This is a genomic window from Erythrobacter sp. JB2-19, from assembly GCF_057365005.1.
Genome location: NZ_CP200290.1, coordinates 1,496,581 through 1,514,486, shown reverse-complemented (window position 1 = coordinate 1,514,486; position 17,906 = coordinate 1,496,581). Strand labels below are relative to the sequence as shown.

Here is a 17,906-nt window from a genome sequence, read left to right as displayed (position 1 = left end):
GTGATGCTTGTAAAGCTATTAGCGCACCTTCGCCATTTGGTTACGCCTTGCAGAGGATCATGGCGCGATGCACAACACATTTCATGCTTAGAATCCTTGTGCTCGCCCTTTCGCTCCTACTCATCCCTAGCGCCGCTTTTGCGCAAGACGCCAATGATAACGAGACGGCTGTTTCCGAGCCGCTAAAAATACGGACACAGGATGTGATCGCTTTGCTAAAGCAAGAAAAAGCGACCGAAGATGTTTTCGGGCAGCAATTCTTGGCCGCAGTCCCTCCTGCACAATTCAATGTTGTGACGCAGCAGCTCACGTCGCAATTTGGCGCAGCCATCGTTGTTGAGAGCATTGAACCGACCGGTGAGTTCTCCGCGAACATCGCGATCCGCTTCGAACGGGCGATTGGAAGAGGCACTTTGGCTCTGAGTCCAATTGAGCCGCACAAAATCGAAGGCCTATTATTACGCGAATTTGATACAATCGATGACAGTTTCGCGAAAATCGAGGCTGATCTTGCAGCACTGCCGGGCAAAGTGGGCGTTTATTATGGTCCGCTCAACGGCGGCGTCCCAAAACTCTCGATCAATCCTGATGATCAATTCGCGATTGGGTCTACATTTAAACTCTATGTCTTGGCGGCCCTCGCCGAGGATATTGAGGCGGGAAAGCGCAGCTGGGACGACGTGGTATCGCTAAGCCGAGAAAGCTTTCCTAGCGGCATGATGCAAGACTGGCCTCAAGGCGCTCCAGTAACGTTACATACACTTGCTGGTATGATGATCTCAATCAGCGACAATACCGCGACAGACGAGTTGATACATGTGCTCGGGAGGGACCGCATTGCCAAGCTGCTAGAAGAAAGTGGCCACAGCAACCCCGCCAAAGCCAATCCGCTTTTGACCACTCTAGAACTGTTTGCTTTGAAGGGCGGCCCGCGTGAAGTCTTAGAGGCTTACCGATCGGAAACCAGCATTGAGCGCAAGCTGGCGATGTTGCGAGAAATTGACGTGGTGTCCGTGACCGCTGATGACGTTAACTCCGCTTTTGCGGATGGTCCGGTCGCACTGGATGTTGAATGGTTCGCGAGCGCCAATGATCTGCGCAAATTGTTCCATCATATGAATAGAGTGACCGATTATACGGCGTTTTCAATTATGGGTATCAATCCATCGGTGCGAGCCAGTGCGCGCGAAGATTGGGCTTACGTTGGATATAAGGGCGGATCGGAGCCCGGCGTCCTCAACCTTACCTGGCTGCTCACTGATTTCAGTGGCAACGAGCATGTCCTCATACTCAGCTGGAATAACCCGGATGCTGCACTTGAAAACAGCAAGCTAGAGCTGATCGCGCAGCGCATCCTGGCCCTGCCCCGCTAAAGCAGTCGCCCAGAACAGACCTCCAATTTGAGCGCGAGCTTACGTAGCGTCACCCTTGCCACCCGAACGGATCGACCTTAACGCTCGCGTTAAAAGTTGCCATTTGAGATTTACAGGAAAACCCATGACCGACACGACGCAGCAGCGCTTTGAAGGCACCAATGATTACATCGCCACCGATGATCTGAAAGTTGCGGTGGATGCTGCGGTGACTTTGCGACGGCCTCTGCTGGTCAAAGGTGAACCTGGCACAGGCAAAACCGTATTGGCGCATGAGATTGCTAAGGCCATTGGCGCGCCGTTGATCGAGTGGAATGTGAAATCGACCACAAAGGCTCAGCAGGGCCTGTATGAATATGATGCGGTTGCACGGTTGCGTGATGGCCAGCTGGGCGAAGAGCGGGTCCATGACATCCGCAATTACATCAAGAAGGGCAAATTGTGGGAGGCCTTCACCTCTGAGCAGCTGCCAGTTTTGTTGATCGACGAGATCGATAAGGCCGACATCGAATTTCCAAACGATCTCCTGCAAGAGCTCGATCGGATGAGCTTCGACGTCTACGAAACGCAAGAGCGCGTGGCGGCTAAAGAGCGCCCAATCGTTGTCATCACCTCAAACAATGAGAAGGAATTGCCAGACGCGTTCCTGCGTCGCTGTTTCTTCCACTATATCAAGTTCCCAGACCGCGACACGATGCAGTCGATCATCGATGTGCACTATCCCGGAATCCAAAAGACGCTCGTCAAAAAGGCGATGGATATCTTCTATGAGCTGCGCGAAGTGCCCGGCCTCAAGAAAAAACCATCAACCAGTGAGCTGCTCGATTGGTTAAAACTGCTGATGAACGAAGATATGCCGCTAGAAACGCTGCAGGATGCCAATCCGAACAGCGCCATCCCGCCGCTGCACGGTGCACTGCTCAAGAATGAGCAAGACGTGATGATGTTTGAACGACTGGCCTTTATGGCGCGGCGCAACCCCAGTTAACACTCGAACCTTGTCAATCGAACGTGTAGGGCAGCTCTAGATCGCCCCATCGGCGCCCTTTGATCACCAATGGCACATAGACATTGCGAATAACGCGATAGGTCTTACCATCGCCTTCTTGGCGATAAATTGCCATCATATACGGCGCATTGCTGGCCTTTGCCTTATGGTCGATCGTCTCAAGGATTTTACGCCCATTGCGGCAATACTTTGTATCATGGGCAAGTTCGCCTTTCGGCTCGCGTGACCACGCCGTAATATGGGTCGGCAAGAAGCCGTTCATATCGGCCTGAGAACACATGATTACCGCGCCCGGTTCATCATAGAGCGTGTCGTTGATAGGGCGCCAATTGGCGTCGGCCCAATCGCTGAACGAAGTTCGGTAAAGTTGCGGATTGGTGCCTGGAACCTCTTTGTATTCTTGGTCAAACAGCTGATCCATCGTTAGCTCACCATCTTTGAGAGCCTCTTCGGTAAGCTCCGATAACTTCGTCGCCAAGCCTTGAGCCTTTACGACCATAGCGGTGTCTTCAGGACTCAGCCCTGCCTTAACTATGCTATCGAACATTTCGCTTGCTGTTATTTCCAACTCTCCCATGCGCTCATGCGCGTCTTGGAGCTGGCCTTCATTCTTGCGCGTTGCATTATCATATCGCTCAAGCACGTCCTGAACTGAGGCCACATGGCCGCTGATAGTCCCGGTCGAACGTGCAATGACGTCGTTTTGTTTATCGACTTCTTCAACCAGTTCGCCAACGCTACTGATGGTCGTCTCGATGCGCGATACAGATGCTTTGGCCTCTCCGCTGGCGAGCGAGCCTTCTTCGATTTGGCCGATAACCACGCTCGCTTCTGCACCCAGGGTATCGATGGTTTGCGAAATTTCCTCGGTGGCTCTGCGCGTATCGTTGGCAAGGCTTTTTACCTCGCCCGCCACAACGGCAAATGTGCGACCAGCTTCGCCGGCTCGCATCGCCTCAATCGTGGCATTCAACGCCAAAATGTTGGTGGTTTCAGCAATTTGATCAATATCTTGCGCACTGCGCCTAACCTGATCCATTGCTGCCGCGAAACCGGTTACGTGTTGTCCAAGCGTGTCGACCAGTTCGAGCACGGCGTTGATCTGCCCCAAAGAAGAACGGATCAGCGATGTGCCCTCGCCCAAGCGCTCGATCGCTCGCTCCGAAAGCAGACGGGCCTCGTCACTTGCCTCTGAAACCTTCGCTTGGTCAGCTTCCAGCGCGCTGACGGTGCCACGCAAAGCCTCATGCTCTTCGCGCAAAGCCTCAGACGAACGGATTACTTCCGCAACAACGCCAGCCACGTCAGTGCAGCCGACGGTTACCGCCGCACAGCTTTCTGGAATAGCGTTTAGCGACGCCGCATTTGTCTTATCAATTTCAATTGGCTTCATAGCCGCCGGGTCCCCGATCCTTTGTCCAAAGCACTCGTAACCAGTGATGGTTAGCGAAGACTTAAGGAGGCCAAGAAAGCGCTAATAGCTAGAGCCAGTAAAGGCGGCAGTCAGAGATTGAGGGCTAGCGCTTGAGGATCAGTCCAGTTAGAGCTTTGCCCATGTTTTTCAACTTCGTCGACGAACTTCGTGAAGCCGGGATTTCGGCCAGTTTCAAAGAGCACCTCACCTTGCTGGAGGCGCTCGACAAGGATGTGATTGAGCAAACGCCTGAGGCCTTTTACTACCTCAGCCGTACGACCTTCGTTAAGGACGAAGGGTTGATCGATCGTTTTGATCAGGTGTTCAACAAGGTCTTCAAAGGCATTCTGTCCGATTACGGTCAAAACCCGGTCGATATTCCGGAAGACTGGTTGAAAGCCGTGGCCGAGAAATTCCTCAGCGAGGAAGAGATGGAAAAGATCAAATCCCTGGGCGATTGGGACGAGATCATGGACACGCTGAAAAAACGTCTGGAAGAGCAGGAAAAGCGCCACCAAGGCGGAAACAAGTTCATCGGCACAGGCGGCACCTCACCATTCGGCAATTCAGGCTACAACCCCGAAGGCGTGCGGATCGGCGGTGAGAGCAAGCACAAGCGCGCAATCAAAGTATGGGAAAAGCGCGAGTTTCAGAACCTCGACAACACCAAAGAGCTGGGCACACGCAACATCAAGATGGCGCTGCGCCGCCTGCGCCGCTTTGCACGCGAAGGCGTAGCGGATGAGCTTGATCTGGATGCGACGATTGATGGCACCGCAAAGCAAGGCTGGCTCGACATTCACATGCGCCCCGAACGGCACAATGCGGTGAAATTGCTGTTGTTCCTTGATGTTGGTGGGTCGATGGATCCCTTTATCAAGCTGTGTGAGGAGCTGTTCAGCGCGGCCTCCTCAGAGTTCAAGAACCTGGAATTCTTCTACTTTCACAACTGCCTTTATGAAGGGGTGTGGAAAGACAATTCACGCCGCTGGCAGGAACGCACGAAGACCTGGGATGTACTGCACAAATTCGGCCATGATTACAAAGTGATCTTTGTCGGTGATGCAGCAATGAGCCCGTATGAAATCACCCATGCAGGCGGCAGCGTTGAGCATATGAATGAAGAAGCCGGCGCGATCTGGATGAACCGGGTGACCAATACCTATCCGGCGACCGTATGGCTAAATCCAGTGCCCGAAAAACAGTGGGGTTATTCGCAGTCAACCAAGATGCTGAGGCAACTGGTGAATGACCGGATGTACCCGCTGACGTTGGACGGTCTGGACGACGCAACTCGCGAACTGAGCCGCAAACAGGGCCACTAGTCCTGATGTCAGCTCACGACCCAAAAAATTCGAAAGTTCAGTGTTTGACTAGCGGGGCGCTATACCAACCCTGCCAAGGCCGCTTTGACAGCTTTTTTACGCCTGCGGCTGACCGGAACCCTAACCCCTTGTCTAAGGGTAATAGAGGCGCCAAGCGATTGTAGTTCTGCTGTGGCAATATCTTGATCCAGTGCAATCCACCAGGAGCGGTGTGTTTGTACGCCTTGATACCCTGCCACTGCGATGAGCGCATCTTCGAAACTCATCAGGATTAATGTATCCCCAGTCTCAGCATAGACACGGACATAATGATCCTCTGCTTTCATAGCGATGAGAGGGCTCGCTTGTAGCTCTGCCGGGAGCTTGCGCTTCAGAAGGTCTATTGCCTTGGACGCGCCCTCGCGTTCATTGGTGCGGCTGATCTCCTGACCAAGTATCAAAAGTGGTAAAACGATCAGAAACGAAAAGCCAAGCCAAGCAACCAGCGCGATAGGCCAAGCCTGCAGGAAGGGCATATCCATTGGCATCAAGCCAAAGAGCCAATTCATCAGTACGCCGAAAGCCGAACCGACAATCGCAAAGCCAGGCATCAACAAGGCTGTCATCAGGCGCGGTGAAAACGAACTCGGAGCAATCAGCATCACAAGAGCTTTTAGCCCCTGCCAGATACACCAGGGCACGAACAGCATGGTCACCCAGTATAAAAGACGCGTTTCCAAAGAGAGGGAAACGAAAGTACCATAAGGCCCGGCAAGGCCGATCCCTAAACCAAGAATCAGAATGAACGCGCCCTCCAATGCGCGCGTCCTCCCTCGCATGCGTGAAACAGGCTTTGATCTCTCTACCATTCGCGAAACGCCAGCGGCTTTACGCTACCACTTGCGAATTTCGCGTGCAATTCGGCTTCTAGCGACTTCACAACATTTTCCTGTGGCCCATAATTCTGACGGAAAGACAGCATTATAACAAGGATACTTCTGCTATGCACTGGCTAGAGGTGCTTGCTGATTACAGCTTCGCACATAATTTTAATATTCTCATCCACGTCAGCTTTGGAACCTTGGCAATCTTGCTGGGCATTTATCAAATCTTCTCTCGCAAGGGAGGTGCAACGCACCGTCGCGTCGGCAAGCTCTTCGTGCTCGTCATGTCCGTTGCGTTGGTGACAGCCGTCATTGGTACATTTGTCTTCGGCTTTAGATCCCTCCTTGCCTCCCTGACTCTGTCTGCGAGCTACCTGCTGATTTCCGCTGTGCGTGTATTTGCTATTCGGACGAGCGGACCAAAGACCTTCGACAACGCTCTCTCATGCGCCGCCATTCTTGCTGGTTTAGGAATCATCGCTCTAATCCAGGCCGGACCACAGGACGCAGCAACAATAAGCTATTCCGCTCTTGGGAATATGTTTGCATTCTCCTTCTATGATCTTCTGCGCAATATTGGCGGAGCAGCTTGGCTGAAACGCTCATGGTTGAACGAGCACATCGTCAAGATGCTTGGCAGTTTCGGTGCCTTGCTTTCCGCAGCTGGAGGCAATGTCATGATCGCGCTGCAGCCATGGAGCATATTTCTACCGGCCGGGTTGAGTACTATGCTGATCATTCTCTTTATCCTGTGGCCCCCGCTGACCACAAAGAGTGCTGATAACAATGTAGCCCAATCGCCAATTGGACAAACAAGAGAGTAGGTTGATCTATCTCACTCAAGCCGGATGACATAAACATGACACTAGGAAACTCTCCTTTATTCGCATGCGCCCTTTTCACATCCGCTTGCATGCCTGCTTTGCAAACCGCTTCTGAGCTGCGAACACCACAGGCGACGCGGGAGTTCTCGCCTCTGGCATGCCAGGTGGAATCTATCGGACCGACGCCAAGCGATTTGTAGCGATAACCCGGTCTGGTGAAGGCTTCGCGTATAGCTTCAACGATGGCATTCTAGGCAATATTCAATCGCCGGGAGCAATGGTAGAATGCGGCGACGGGGACGTGCGTATTGAAAGTGCTGAAGTCTGGGATAGAGTTCCCATCATCCAAACCGACACCCGCTTTCTTGCCGATGGCATTCTGCTAACCGGCCGTCTTATTGAACCGATTGGTGCCGACAATAGCACGCCGCTATTGGTGTTTGCACATGGCTCCGAAGATACGGCCTGGATTGAGCGGGCGCGCGATCCGTATCAGATGGTCGGACGTGGCATCTCGGTATTCGTCTACGACAAGCGGGGTACGGGACAGTCTGAAGGCCGATACAGTCAGAACTTTCCATTGCTTGCAAAGGACTTGGTGGCGGCTTCTCGAGAGGCAAAGCGATTGGCCGAAGGCCGGTTTGGGCGCCTCGGTCTCGTAGGGCTGAGCCAAGGAGGGTGGATCGCACCGCTCGCCGCCAAAGATGCGCGGGCTGATTTCATCAGCATTGGATACGGCCTTGTTGCCGATATTCGGGAAGAAGATGCAGCACAGGTCCAAAAGGAACTTCGTGACGCAGGATACCCAGAGAGCGTTCTGGCGGCAGCGGTTGAGATTACTGACGTGACAGCCAGAATTGCCTCATCCGATTATACCGATGGTCTGGATGAACTAAGCGATCTTCAACGAAGGTACTCTGCAGAACCTTGGTTCTCAGTGATCCAAGGGGGATATAGCGGTGTCTTTTTGAAAATGTCTGCAGCGGAACTGGCTGAAAATGGCGTCCCACGCTTCAACGATCTAGATATTGACTGGACGCTAAACCCAATGGCTGTGATGCGAAGCGTTGATGTGCCTCAACTTTGGGTTCTCGCCGGCGAAGATCGTGAAGCACCGATTGATCTTACGTTAGAGAGACTGTCCACTCTCAGACAGGAAGGCAAAGACATCACGATTTACACATTCCCGGACACTGATCACGGCATGTGGGAATACACTTTACGCGATGATGGTTCACGTGAAATGACCCAAGTGACGCCAGGCTATTACGATCTGATGGCGGATTGGGCCAAGGGTGTGGTTAAGGCCGATTACGGCAGAGCATTCGTGGTCGATAGGTGAAAGCGGTGATAAATCAGGCGGCTAGCGAGGTGGCCGCCGCCGATTGGACGGAACGGAAGGTCAGCCTTTAGCTTGCGACTCATCCGCTGAGACGCATGACATCGAAAGGTGCGGCCGGACTAACGTTATGGGACATTCGAAGTTCGGAGGATTGGCATGTTTTTGACCGAAGATTACGCAAATTTCTTGGCTTTGAATTTGATCTTCCTCATCAGCTTGGCAGTCTGTTTGGCTCTCCAGTTCTTTCCTCGATTTCGCCGCGCATCCAACCCTTTTGTCTGGGGGATTTGGGGCTACCTTGTTCTTGGTGCTTTGTATTTTGCGCAATATCCAGTTGCCAGCCTCCAAGAGAGTGATTTTAGAAATTCTCCGAAAAGACAAACCTCTATTGGTCAGGATGTTACGGTAAAAAGTCTGCGTATTCGTGATCCTGGTTTTTCGAGAGTCGAGCAAGCTGCCTATTCCTGTGTTGGCTCTCACTCATTTGAACAATGTTATGCGCCGTTCCTAGTGAAGGTTGGAGACGGAACGTTAGATTTCATTGAGATTGGGGAGAGTCCAATCATCCGTTATCAACGGGGATATAATGAAGACGCTTGCCTTGGTAGGGAGGCAAAACTGACAAGCCAAATTGATGATCGTCATATTGCATCAGATTTGACGATATGCATCACCGCTCAAGAAGTCGAGACATCAACAGCTGAATATCTACTCGCTGCCGAACGAGACCAACTCGCTTGGCCCAGTGAGATGTCATATTCTCGCGTATCCTTAACCGATATCGAAGCCGATAAAGTCGTCGATCAATTTGTTAGTTGGGACGGGGATCGTCCTTATACTAACAACCAAGGCTCGCACTCTTCTGACAAGGGCGGTCCGCTTGCAGGGCTATTGGTCTTGTCAGATTGACTGCAAGGGTCGCGCATCGCGCCTAACAGCACCCTGGCCCGCCCCCAGGAAAGTGAGCCACACTGAGAGTTAGGATTTCGGCTATTTACCGCTTGAAAGGAGCCGAGAATGGCACGGAAGAGATACACGCCAGAACAGATTATCGGGATGCTGCGTGAGGTCGAGGTGCGGCTATCACAGGGAGAGAGGGTTGGTGCGATCAGCCGGTCGCTGGGCATCTCGGAGCAGAGCTACTACCGCTGGCGACGTGAGTATGGCGGACTAAAGGTGAACCAGGCGAGGCGCTTGAAGGATCTGGAGAAGGAGAACCAGCGGCATAGGAAAGCGGTGCCTGATCTGACGCTGGATACCCTAGTATTGAAGGAGGTTGTGGAGGGAAAGTACTAAACCCTTCACGGCGTCATCTGGCCATCGATCATGTACAGGAGGTGCTGGATGTATCCGAGCATCGTGCCTGCAAGGTCGTTGGCCAGCACCGTTCGACCCAACGCAAGCTGCAGATGAGAAGCCACTGACATCGGTGATTGTCCGCCTAGCTCAGCAATATGGTCGCCATGGCTGCCGTCAGATCACAACACTGCTGCGCAATGAAGGTTGGTTGGTGAACGCCAAGCGGCTTGAACGGATATGGCGACGTGAGGGGCTCAAGGTGCCGCAGAAGCAGGCAAGTGCGACGGTTGTGGTCGCCCTGCTGGGCGGGCTGAAGCGTAGCGTAAGGCAGTTCAGCAGGGCGACCACAACGGCCGGAACTCTAACTTAACGGGTGGACCGCCATAACGGGGCAGGCCAAACTCTGAAACGGCAGTTTGGCAATGTCCGCTTTCACCTCCAAAAGCGGACACCCCTCAATAAAGCAAATGCTCCCTCACGGTCTGCACCCACGCCGCCTCGTCGTTTAACGCCAGCGCGTCGAGATCGCTTGGCCGCGCGGTTGCGTCGTCAACCCACTCGCGCAGAGATGGCCCACCATTGATCACATCAATGGCTAGTACATCATTGGTGTATTCATATTTGAAGTCAGTCCCGCGCCACAATTCATAGTCAGGATAGAGGCTGCGGATCGCCTTGAAGGCAAGCGCCTGAAGACGCCACGGCTTAAACATATCATGATCGTAATGCCGGCTTTCTGCATGGATCATCAAAGCGTTACACAGCTTTCCTGTGTGCTTGTGGAAGGTCGGCTCAAACCAACAATCCCGCAGAGCGCATCCCTGAAGCCAATCAGGCTGGAGGCCGTGCATCTCCGCCAGCACAGCCTTTGCATCAATGTTTGGCGCGCCGAACAACACCTCCAATGGCCGCGTGGTCCCGCGGCCCTCTGACACAGTGGCGCCTTCGATCATCACCGTGCCCGCATAGGCCCGAGCCATGTTAACATTGGCGGCATTGGGCGAAGGATTGATCCAGATCCGGGACGTGGGCCAGCCATGCCCCTCACCGCTTGGCTCCCACCCCTCCATCGCTACCACGCGGTAGTCCACATCAAGGCCGAAGTGGGCGATGAACCAATGTCCCATCTCGCCCAGGGTCAGCCCGTGGCGCATGGGCATAGGCGCTGCTCCGACGAAGCTCTCATGCCCAGGCTCAAGCAAAGTGCCCTCCACTGGACGACCAGCAGGGTTAGGACGATCGAGCACCCAGACCTCTTTCCCGCCCTTGGCCGCCTCTTCCAGCAGGTAGAGCAACGTCGTAACAAAGGTATAAATACGGCAACCAAGATCCTGAAGATCAAACAGAAAGACGTCCGCGCTCGACATCATTTGACCGCTTGGACGACGCACCTCGCCATATAGCGAGAACACAGGAATGCCATATTGCGGATCGGTCTCGTCCGCCGTCTCCACCATATTGTCCTGCTTATCACCTTTCAGGCCATGCTGCGGGCCAAAGGCGCTGGTCACATTCACTCCAGCGGCGATTAGCGCATCGAGCGAATGGGTTAGATCAGCGGTGACACTGGCCGGGTGCGCTACCAAAGCGACGCGTTTGCCCTCTAAGGCGCCGAGCAATTGCTTGTCTGCCAACAGGCGATCAATTCCGAAGTTCACGCTCATCTTTCGATCTCCACCACCATTTGCCGGCAGGCCTCGCTGTGGAATTCCGGTTTGCCCGGTGGGAATGCCAGCGCCCAGAACTGAATGGTCCCGTCATTGTGCTCAACGATGGCGTTCAGTGCGACCTGCGCTGGGCCGGGCAATTCAGCGGCAATGCTGGCCTTTAACACCAGTTCATTGTCGCTGTGCGAGCATGACACGGCAATCGCATCCACCGGAGCATCACGAGTGCCCTCACGAAAATCGTCAAAATCATACGCCGCCCAGCGCGATGATGGCGAGAGATTGAACTCGCGGTAGTATGTGCCGCCAATCGGCTGCCAGAAAATCTCAAAGCAGGTCGTCTTCCACAGGAAGTCTTTGCGCTCTGGTGCGGCGTGCTGAGGCACTTTGATCCCACCAATCGTCCCGTCAAAGCGAAATTCCGCATCACAGCCCCCGGCCGTGGGCGTAATCTGCGCCGTTACCGCCTTGATAGGTCCAAGCTCGCATGTCTGATGAAGCATAAGTGGTTGCATGGCACTTGCTATTGCCGAGCAGCCACCGTCAGGCAATGGCCATTCATGACTTTCCCGCCGCTGCTCACGCTGTTAAGCGCTCGCCATCATGAAAGAATACGAATCTGATCTGCTCCAGCTGCTCGACAAACGCGGCTACATCCACCAAGTCACCGACAGCGGTGCGCTTGATCAGCTCGCGACCAAGCAGGTCGTGCCAGGATATATCGGCTTTGATGCGACCGCGCCAAGTCTGCACGTAGGCAGTCTGGTTCAGATAATGATGCTGCGCCGCCTCCAACAGACGGGCCACAAGCCAATTGTTGTTATGGGTGGTGGAACAACCAAGGTCGGCGATCCTTCCGGAAAGGACGAAAGCCGCAAGCTGCTGACCGGGGAAACAATTCAGGACAATATCACCTCGATCCGCACGGTATTTGAGCGATTGCTGACATTCGGCGACGGACCAAGCGACGCTGTAATGGTCGACAATGACGAATGGCTGTCAAAGCTAGGCTATGTCGAATTGCTACGCGATGTCGGGCCGCACTTCACGATCAACCGGATGCTGACCTTTGATTCGGTCCGCTTGCGTCTTGACCGGGAGCAGCCGCTCACGTTCCTGGAATTCAACTACATGATCCTCCAGGCCTATGACTTCCTGGAGCTAACGCGCCGTTACGAATGCCGCCTGCAAATGGGCGGTAGCGATCAATGGGGCAATATCGTCAACGGCATGGAATTGTCGCGCCGGATGGAAGGCCATGAGCTCTACGGTCTAACAACGCCGCTGCTGACAACGGCGGATGGCGCGAAGATGGGTAAGACCGCATCGGGAGCTGTCTGGCTCAACGAAGATCAATTGCCCGCCTATGACTTCTGGCAATATTGGCGCAATTGCGATGACCGCGATGTGGGCCGGTTCCTGAAATTATTCACGGATCTGCCGCTGGATGAGATCGCGAAGCTCGAAGCGCTGGAAGGCGCAGAGATCAACCATGCCAAGGTTGTGCTGGCAAACGAAGTTACCAAGTTGGTCCGAGGCGATGAGGCCGCCAAAGCGGCCGAAGCCACAGCGAAGGAGACCTTCGCTGGCGGCGGCACGGGCGAAGACCTGCCGTCATTGGCGGTGGGCGCAGACGGTATGCGGATCGGCGCAGTGCTAACCGAAATCGGTTTCACCGCCTCCAATGGTGAGGCGAAACGCAAGATCGCCGAGGGCGCAGTGAAGATCGACGATGCAGCAATCACAGAGCCCGGTTTCCTCGTCGCGCCAGCGGATGGTGAGACGGTGAAATTGAGCCTCGGCAAGAAGAAGCATGGGCTGATCACCCGCTAATTCGCGCCTTCGCGACAGGTCTTTTCGCCGCTCTATTTCGCCAGCTTTACCAATTATCAGCCTTTTCCAGCCATTAGAGTTGTCACTCGCACAATAATGGAGGGTCGAGAACTGTGTCAGCCGGAGCGAATCTGAGCGTCACTGATATGCGTCGAGCTGCACGTCACCCGGTGGATTTCCCGGTGATTGTGGAGCACTTTGCGCACGGCGACCTAGAATTACACGTATCTAACCTGTCCGCGCACGGCTTTATGGTCGATGACGCGAGCGGCAATCTCAATCGCGGTGATCGGGTGATCATCCGCTTGCCAATTGTTGGCCGGATCGAAGCCTATTTGATCTGGATCCACGAAGAACGGGCAGGCTTTCAGTTTGAGCGCATCATTCGGATCGACGATTTCGTCGATATCATTGACGCGCTTCAGCCCAATCCGCGCCTGCGCCGCAAACGGTAGTCACTCGCTCGTACGGCTGGTTTAGCCGGGCAGCGTCACAACAAATAGCTCTCGCACCTTGGCAGGCCATGATGCGCCTGCCATTGGCCGTGCGTGAGCGATACTGACAAAATCCCCAACCACCCATTTCGGGTCCACAATTTCCGCGCCTATTGGGTCAGCCGCTTTGCAATGACGCTGGCGCAATACGCCATGCTGCTGATCATTGGCTGGCAGACGTATAATATCGCGCGCGATGCCGGAATGAGCATAGCCGAGGCCTCTGGTCAGCTTGCGCTTATCGGCCTGTTTCAATTCCTGCCATTATTCGTACTGACACCGTTTACGGGTCTAGCGGCGGACCGGTTTGACAGGCGGCGCCTTGGGCAATTGACCGTGCTGTTGCAATTTGCGTGCGCCGCCGCCCTTGCCTGGTTCACCTGGAGCGGAGCAATCACGCTCCCCGTCCTTTTCTCAATCGCGGTTCTTCTGGGAATAGCGCGCGGATTTGCAGGACCAGCCCTGTCAGCGCTTGCCCCCAATCTTGTACCAAAAGCCCTGCTGCCGACGGCGATCGCTTTGTCATCCATCGCATGGCAGGTTGGCATGATCATTGGCCCAGCCATTGGCGGCGTATTGTACCGTGCAGGACCCGCCCTGCCCTATTTCGCCGCATGCGCACTGTTTGCAGTCTCGCTGATCGCGCTCTCCATCATTGGCAAAGTTCCGCAGCCTGCGACCCGCAAAGACCAGCGTCCGATCGGCGCGATTATTGATGGTGTGTCCTATGTTGTACGCAACAAGATGGTGCTCGGCGCGATCACGCTCGACCTCTTTGCCGTGTTTCTTGCGGGAGCAACCGCGCTTTTCCCGGTCTATGCGCGCGACATCCTGAACGCGGGCGAGGTTGGACTGGGCTTCCTCGCCGCGGCCCCTGCTGTTGGCGCAGCGGTTACAGCTCTGTGGTTTTCGTTCCGCCCGCTTAAGATCAATGTCGGCCCAAAAATGCTGTGGGCCGTCGCCGTGTTCGGCCTCGCCACGATTGTCTTTGGACTGTCGACCTCGATGCCGCTGAGCCTAACTATGCTGGTCATTGTTGGCGCGGCGGACATGTTCAGCGTCTACATCCGGCAATCACTGATCCAGCTGCACACGCCCGATGACAAACGCGGTCGAGTGTCGTCTGCGTCACTACTGACGATTAGCGCCTCCAACGAGGGCGGGGACGCATTCTCAGGTTTCCTCGCCAGCGCAGTTGGTCCGGTTGCCGCCGTAGTGGCAGGCGGCATTGGCGCGATTGTAACCGTTGGGCTGTGGAGCCGAATATTTCCTGTATTGCGTATGACTAAGAGCTTCGATCCGCCAGAAGACATGCTAGACACACCGTCAGAAACGAATTCCCCCACGGAAAAACATCAGGAGGCCTGAGATGAAAGCTGCAAACATCCTAGAGACGATTGGCAATACCCCGCATATTCGCCTGTCGCGACTGTTCCCCAATCATGAAGTTTGGCTGAAGTCAGAGCGCAGCAATCCAGGCGGCTCGATCAAGGATCGTATCGCCCTGGCCATGGTTGAAGACGCTGAGCAATCAGGCAAGCTCGCGCCAGGCGGCACAATCGTTGAGCCGACCAGCGGCAATACCGGCATTGGCCTGGCAATGGTCGCTGCGGTCAAAGGCTACAAACTGGTGCTGGTCATGCCAGAGAGCATGTCGATTGAGCGACGCCGCTTGATGCTTGCATACGGCGCGACTTTTGACCTCACTCCTAAGGAAAAGGGCATGAAGGGCGCAATTGAGCGCGCGACCGAAATCGTAGAGAGCACCGACGGTGCTTGGATGCCTTCGCAGTTTGAGAACCCAGCCAATGTTGCCGTCCATGCCCGCACGACAGCGAAGGAAATCCTCGCCGATTTTGCAGACAGTCCGATTGATGTGATGATCACAGGCGTTGGCACCGGTGGTCACCTGACCGGCTGCGCAGAGGAACTCAAGAAGCACTGGAGCGGATTTAAGGCTTACGGAGTTGAGCCAGAGCTTTCGCCCGTGATCAATGGCGGCCAGCCCGGCCCACACCCGATCCAGGGCATTGGTGCAGGCTTCATCCCAGGCAATTTGCACACTGACGCGATCGATGGTGCCATCCCGGTTGACGCGGAGGACGCCCGTGAAATGGCACGCCGCGCGGCGGCTGAAGAAGGCATGCTGATCGGCATTTCCAGCGGAGCAACCTTGGCTGCAATCGCCAAGAAGCTGCCGGAGCTGGATGCTGGCACACGCGTGCTTGGCTTTAACTATGATACGGGTGAGCGCTATCTCTCCGTGCCCGACTTCCTGCCAGTGTAATAACGCCTCTATCGAGGCCGCGAGTTTAATCTGATCTTGACCTTATCGCTTCATCACAAGCGCGGTCTGGAGATACTGATATGAAATTCGTCTTACTCGAATCGCGCGGTGGCAATTACTTGGTTGTTGCGAACAATATCGCTTGGCTGCGCACCGGCGAAAATGGCCAAACCAATGTCGGGATGGTCGGGGGCAGCCCGCTGCTCGTCACCGGTTCGATTGAGGAAGTGGCTGAGAAAGTCATGGCCGGAGCTGGTTCCAACTGAGACACGAAAAAGGCCCGAGAGTTTGCGCTCTCGGGCCTTTTCACGTGACGATTATGTTTGGCGTTACGCCGCTGTTGCGAACGCATCTGCTGACAGTTTCATCATATTGTCAGAGCCAGCTTCCAACTTGCGGCGCAGCGCGCCTGCATCTGGCAGGAAACGTTCCGCATAATAAGCTGCTGAGGTCAACTTGGCTTCGTAGAACGCGGGGTCTTCGGTGTCCGTTGCCAGTTGCTGAAGCGCAGTCTTGCCCATTTTCAGCCACATAAAGCCCAGCGTCACAATGCCCATGATGTGCATGTAATGATGCGCACCAGCACCAAGATGATTCGGGTTCGCCATCGCGTTTTGCATGAACCACATGGTCGCGGCTTTCTGCTCGCCCAGCGCCTTTTCAAGCTTGGTTGCAACATCGGCCAATTCAGGCGAGTCTTTCGCGGAGGCAATCTCTTCGTCGATCATTGCGAAGAACGCTTGAACCGCACGGCCACCTTTCGATGCAAGCTTACGGCCGCAAAGGTCCATCGCCTGCACGCCGTTGGTGCCTTCGTAGATCATAGCAATCCGGCTATCGCGGACAAATTGCTCCATGCCCCACTCGGTCACATAGCCATGGCCGCCATAGACCTGTTGCATGTTGTTGGCGATGTCATACCCCTTGTCAGTGCCATAGCCTTTGATAACCGGGGTCATCAGACCGATGAGGTCATCCGCCAGCTGGCGGTCTTCTTCGGTTTGCGCCTTGTGCGTCAGGTCCACTTGCAAAGCGCCCCAGAGGCACAGTGCACGCATGCTCTCGTTGAAGACTTTCGCATCCATCAGCATCCGGCGAACGTCCGGGTGGACAAAGATCGGATCAGCCTGAGCGTCAGTGTCCGCTGGACCAGTCAAAGCGCGACCCTGGCGGCGATCCAGCGCATAGGTGACAGCGTTTTGATAGGCGACTTCTGCTTGGGCGAGGCCCTGCATACCAACGCCGAGACGCGCCGCGTTCATCATCACGAACATGGCGGCAAGACCTTTGTTCTCTTCGCCCAGCATCCAACCGGTAGCGCCATCATAATTGAGAACGCAGGTCGCATTGCCATGAATGCCCATCTTCTTCTCAATAGAGCCACAGGATACGCCATTGCGCTCACCCGGCTCGCCGTTCTCATCAACGATGAACTTAGGCACCACGAACAGCGAGATGCCCTTTGAACTGTCCGGAGCGCCTGGTGTCTTCGCCAGCACTAAGTGAATGATGTTGCTGGTTAGGTCGTGCTCACCGGCAGAGATGAAAATCTTGGTGCCAGTGATCGCATAAGAGCCATCGCCCTTCGGCTCAGCCTTCGTTCGGATCATGCCAAGGTCGGTGCCGCAATGTGGCTCCGTCAGGTTCATAGTGCCGGACCATTCGCCAGAGATCATCTTTGGCGCGTACATTTCCTTCTGCTCTTGAGAGCCCGCTGCCAATAGAGCTGCGGTCGCGCCGCCGGTCAGGCCCGGGTACATCGCAAATGCCTGGTTCGCAGTGCCAATATATTCTTCGAACGCAAAGCCCAGAACATGCGGCAATTCCTGACCGCCAAACTCTTCAGGGCCGGTCAGAGTCGTCCAACCACTCTCAACCAGCGCCTCATACGCTTCTTTGAAACCATCAGGCGTGGTCACAGAGCCATCTTCGTGGCGGGTGCAACCTTGCTCGTCGCCAATCTGGTTGAGCGGCGCGAGAACTTCTGAGCAAAACTTCCCGGCTTCATTCACAACCGTGTCGATCATGTCAGGCGTCGCATTCTCAAAGCCCGGCAGATTGCCGTAGCTCGCGAGGTCTAGCATTTCGCTGATGATGAAGCGGGTCTCGCGGGTTGGAGCGGTGTAGGTTGGCATCACTAGATCCCTTAGTGGAGTGTTGAGTATTCAGGGGGTTA

The 17,906-nt window shown here is 54.8% G+C and carries 16 protein-coding genes and 1 pseudogene; 12 read left to right on the top strand and 5 right to left on the bottom strand.

Annotated elements, in window-relative coordinates; all coding sequences use genetic code 11:
* Nucleotides 1-83: 83 nt before the first annotated feature.
* The gene (locus AC0V6O_RS07140) at nucleotides 84-1,373 is read left to right on the top strand and encodes a serine hydrolase (RefSeq protein ID WP_486142748.1); all 1,290 of its coding nucleotides are present in this window, start codon (nucleotides 84-86) and stop codon (nucleotides 1,371-1,373) included.
* A 124-nt stretch (nucleotides 1,374-1,497) separates the two neighbouring features.
* Nucleotides 1,498-2,361, top strand: a complete 864-nt coding sequence (locus AC0V6O_RS07135) for an AAA family ATPase (RefSeq protein ID WP_472638621.1) — start codon at nucleotides 1,498-1,500, stop codon at nucleotides 2,359-2,361.
* A gap of 13 nt (nucleotides 2,362-2,374) precedes the next feature.
* On the opposite strand, the gene AC0V6O_RS07130 is transcribed toward AC0V6O_RS07135, so the two are convergent.
* The gene (locus AC0V6O_RS07130; protein ID WP_486142746.1) at nucleotides 2,375-3,775 is read right to left on the bottom strand and encodes a methyl-accepting chemotaxis protein; all 1,401 of its coding nucleotides are present in this window, start codon (nucleotides 3,773-3,775) and stop codon (nucleotides 2,375-2,377) included.
* Nucleotides 3,776-3,936: 161 nt separating this feature from the next.
* Between AC0V6O_RS07130 and AC0V6O_RS07125 the strand changes: the two genes are divergently transcribed.
* The gene (locus AC0V6O_RS07125) at nucleotides 3,937-5,121 is read left to right on the top strand and encodes a vWA domain-containing protein (RefSeq protein WP_486142744.1); all 1,185 of its coding nucleotides are present in this window, start codon (nucleotides 3,937-3,939) and stop codon (nucleotides 5,119-5,121) included.
* Between the two features lie 59 nt (nucleotides 5,122-5,180).
* On the opposite strand, the gene AC0V6O_RS07120 is transcribed toward AC0V6O_RS07125, so the two are convergent.
* Complete coding sequence (locus AC0V6O_RS07120) at nucleotides 5,181-5,918, bottom strand: LytTR family DNA-binding domain-containing protein (protein ID WP_486142742.1); 738 nt, start codon at nucleotides 5,916-5,918, stop codon at nucleotides 5,181-5,183.
* Nucleotides 5,919-6,103: 185 nt separating this feature from the next.
* On the opposite strand from AC0V6O_RS07120, the gene AC0V6O_RS07115 reads away from it, so the two are divergent.
* From AC0V6O_RS07115 to AC0V6O_RS07100, 4 genes and pseudogenes are all read left to right on the top strand, one after another.
* Nucleotides 6,104-6,808: a DUF2306 domain-containing protein gene (locus AC0V6O_RS07115; RefSeq protein ID WP_486142740.1), complete on the top strand. Its 705-nt coding sequence runs from the start codon at nucleotides 6,104-6,106 to the stop codon at nucleotides 6,806-6,808.
* A 157-nt stretch (nucleotides 6,809-6,965) separates the two neighbouring features.
* Entirely contained in the window at nucleotides 6,966-8,150 is a 1,185-nt protein-coding gene (locus tag AC0V6O_RS07110) for an alpha/beta hydrolase family protein (RefSeq protein ID WP_486142738.1), read from the top strand.
* A gap of 156 nt (nucleotides 8,151-8,306) precedes the next feature.
* Nucleotides 8,307-9,059: a hypothetical protein gene (locus AC0V6O_RS07105; protein ID WP_486142736.1), complete on the top strand. Its 753-nt coding sequence runs from the start codon at nucleotides 8,307-8,309 to the stop codon at nucleotides 9,057-9,059.
* 108 nt (nucleotides 9,060-9,167) lie between these two features.
* Nucleotides 9,168-9,723, top strand: a pseudogene (locus tag AC0V6O_RS07100) (transposase); the annotation flags it as partial.
* A 181-nt stretch (nucleotides 9,724-9,904) separates the two neighbouring features.
* On the opposite strand, the gene AC0V6O_RS07095 reads toward AC0V6O_RS07100, so the two are convergent.
* Together AC0V6O_RS07095 and AC0V6O_RS07090 are read right to left on the bottom strand one after the other, a co-directional pair.
* Nucleotides 9,905-11,107, bottom strand: coding sequence for an exo-beta-N-acetylmuramidase NamZ family protein (locus AC0V6O_RS07095; RefSeq protein WP_486145539.1), 1,203 nt, complete (start codon nucleotides 11,105-11,107; stop codon nucleotides 9,905-9,907).
* A 2-nt stretch (nucleotides 11,108-11,109) separates the two neighbouring features.
* Nucleotides 11,110-11,631 (bottom strand): DOMON domain-containing protein, encoded by a 522-nt coding sequence (locus tag AC0V6O_RS07090; protein ID WP_486142734.1) that lies wholly within the window; start codon nucleotides 11,629-11,631, stop codon nucleotides 11,110-11,112.
* Nucleotides 11,632-11,719: 88 nt separating this feature from the next.
* Between AC0V6O_RS07090 and tyrS the strand changes: the two genes are divergently transcribed.
* The 5 genes from tyrS to AC0V6O_RS07065 all read left to right on the top strand — a co-directional run bounded on the left by tyrS (nucleotide 11,720) and on the right by AC0V6O_RS07065 (nucleotide 15,996).
* Nucleotides 11,720-12,949 (top strand): tyrosine--tRNA ligase, encoded by a 1,230-nt coding sequence (tyrS, locus tag AC0V6O_RS07085; protein ID WP_472638616.1) that lies wholly within the window; start codon nucleotides 11,720-11,722, stop codon nucleotides 12,947-12,949.
* Between the two features lie 113 nt (nucleotides 12,950-13,062).
* A complete protein-coding gene (locus AC0V6O_RS07080) occupies nucleotides 13,063-13,404 on the top strand; it encodes a PilZ domain-containing protein (RefSeq protein WP_472645353.1) in 342 nt (113 codons plus the stop codon).
* A gap of 171 nt (nucleotides 13,405-13,575) precedes the next feature.
* Nucleotides 13,576-14,811, top strand: coding sequence for an MFS transporter (locus AC0V6O_RS07075; protein WP_486145537.1), 1,236 nt, complete (start codon nucleotides 13,576-13,578; stop codon nucleotides 14,809-14,811).
* A 1-nt stretch (nucleotide 14,812) separates the two neighbouring features.
* Nucleotides 14,813-15,730, top strand: coding sequence for a cysteine synthase A (gene cysK, locus AC0V6O_RS07070; protein WP_486142731.1), 918 nt, complete (start codon nucleotides 14,813-14,815; stop codon nucleotides 15,728-15,730).
* Nucleotides 15,731-15,810: 80 nt separating this feature from the next.
* Nucleotides 15,811-15,996 carry a hypothetical protein gene (locus tag AC0V6O_RS07065; RefSeq protein ID WP_472638613.1) on the top strand — a complete coding sequence of 62 codons (186 nt, stop codon included), beginning with the start codon at nucleotides 15,811-15,813 and terminating at the stop codon, nucleotides 15,994-15,996.
* A gap of 63 nt (nucleotides 15,997-16,059) precedes the next feature.
* Here the strand turns inward: AC0V6O_RS07065 and AC0V6O_RS07060 are convergent, their stop codons facing one another.
* Nucleotides 16,060-17,865, bottom strand: a complete 1,806-nt coding sequence (locus AC0V6O_RS07060; RefSeq protein WP_486142729.1) for an acyl-CoA dehydrogenase C-terminal domain-containing protein — start codon at nucleotides 17,863-17,865, stop codon at nucleotides 16,060-16,062.
* Between the last annotated feature and the right edge of the window lie 41 nt (nucleotides 17,866-17,906).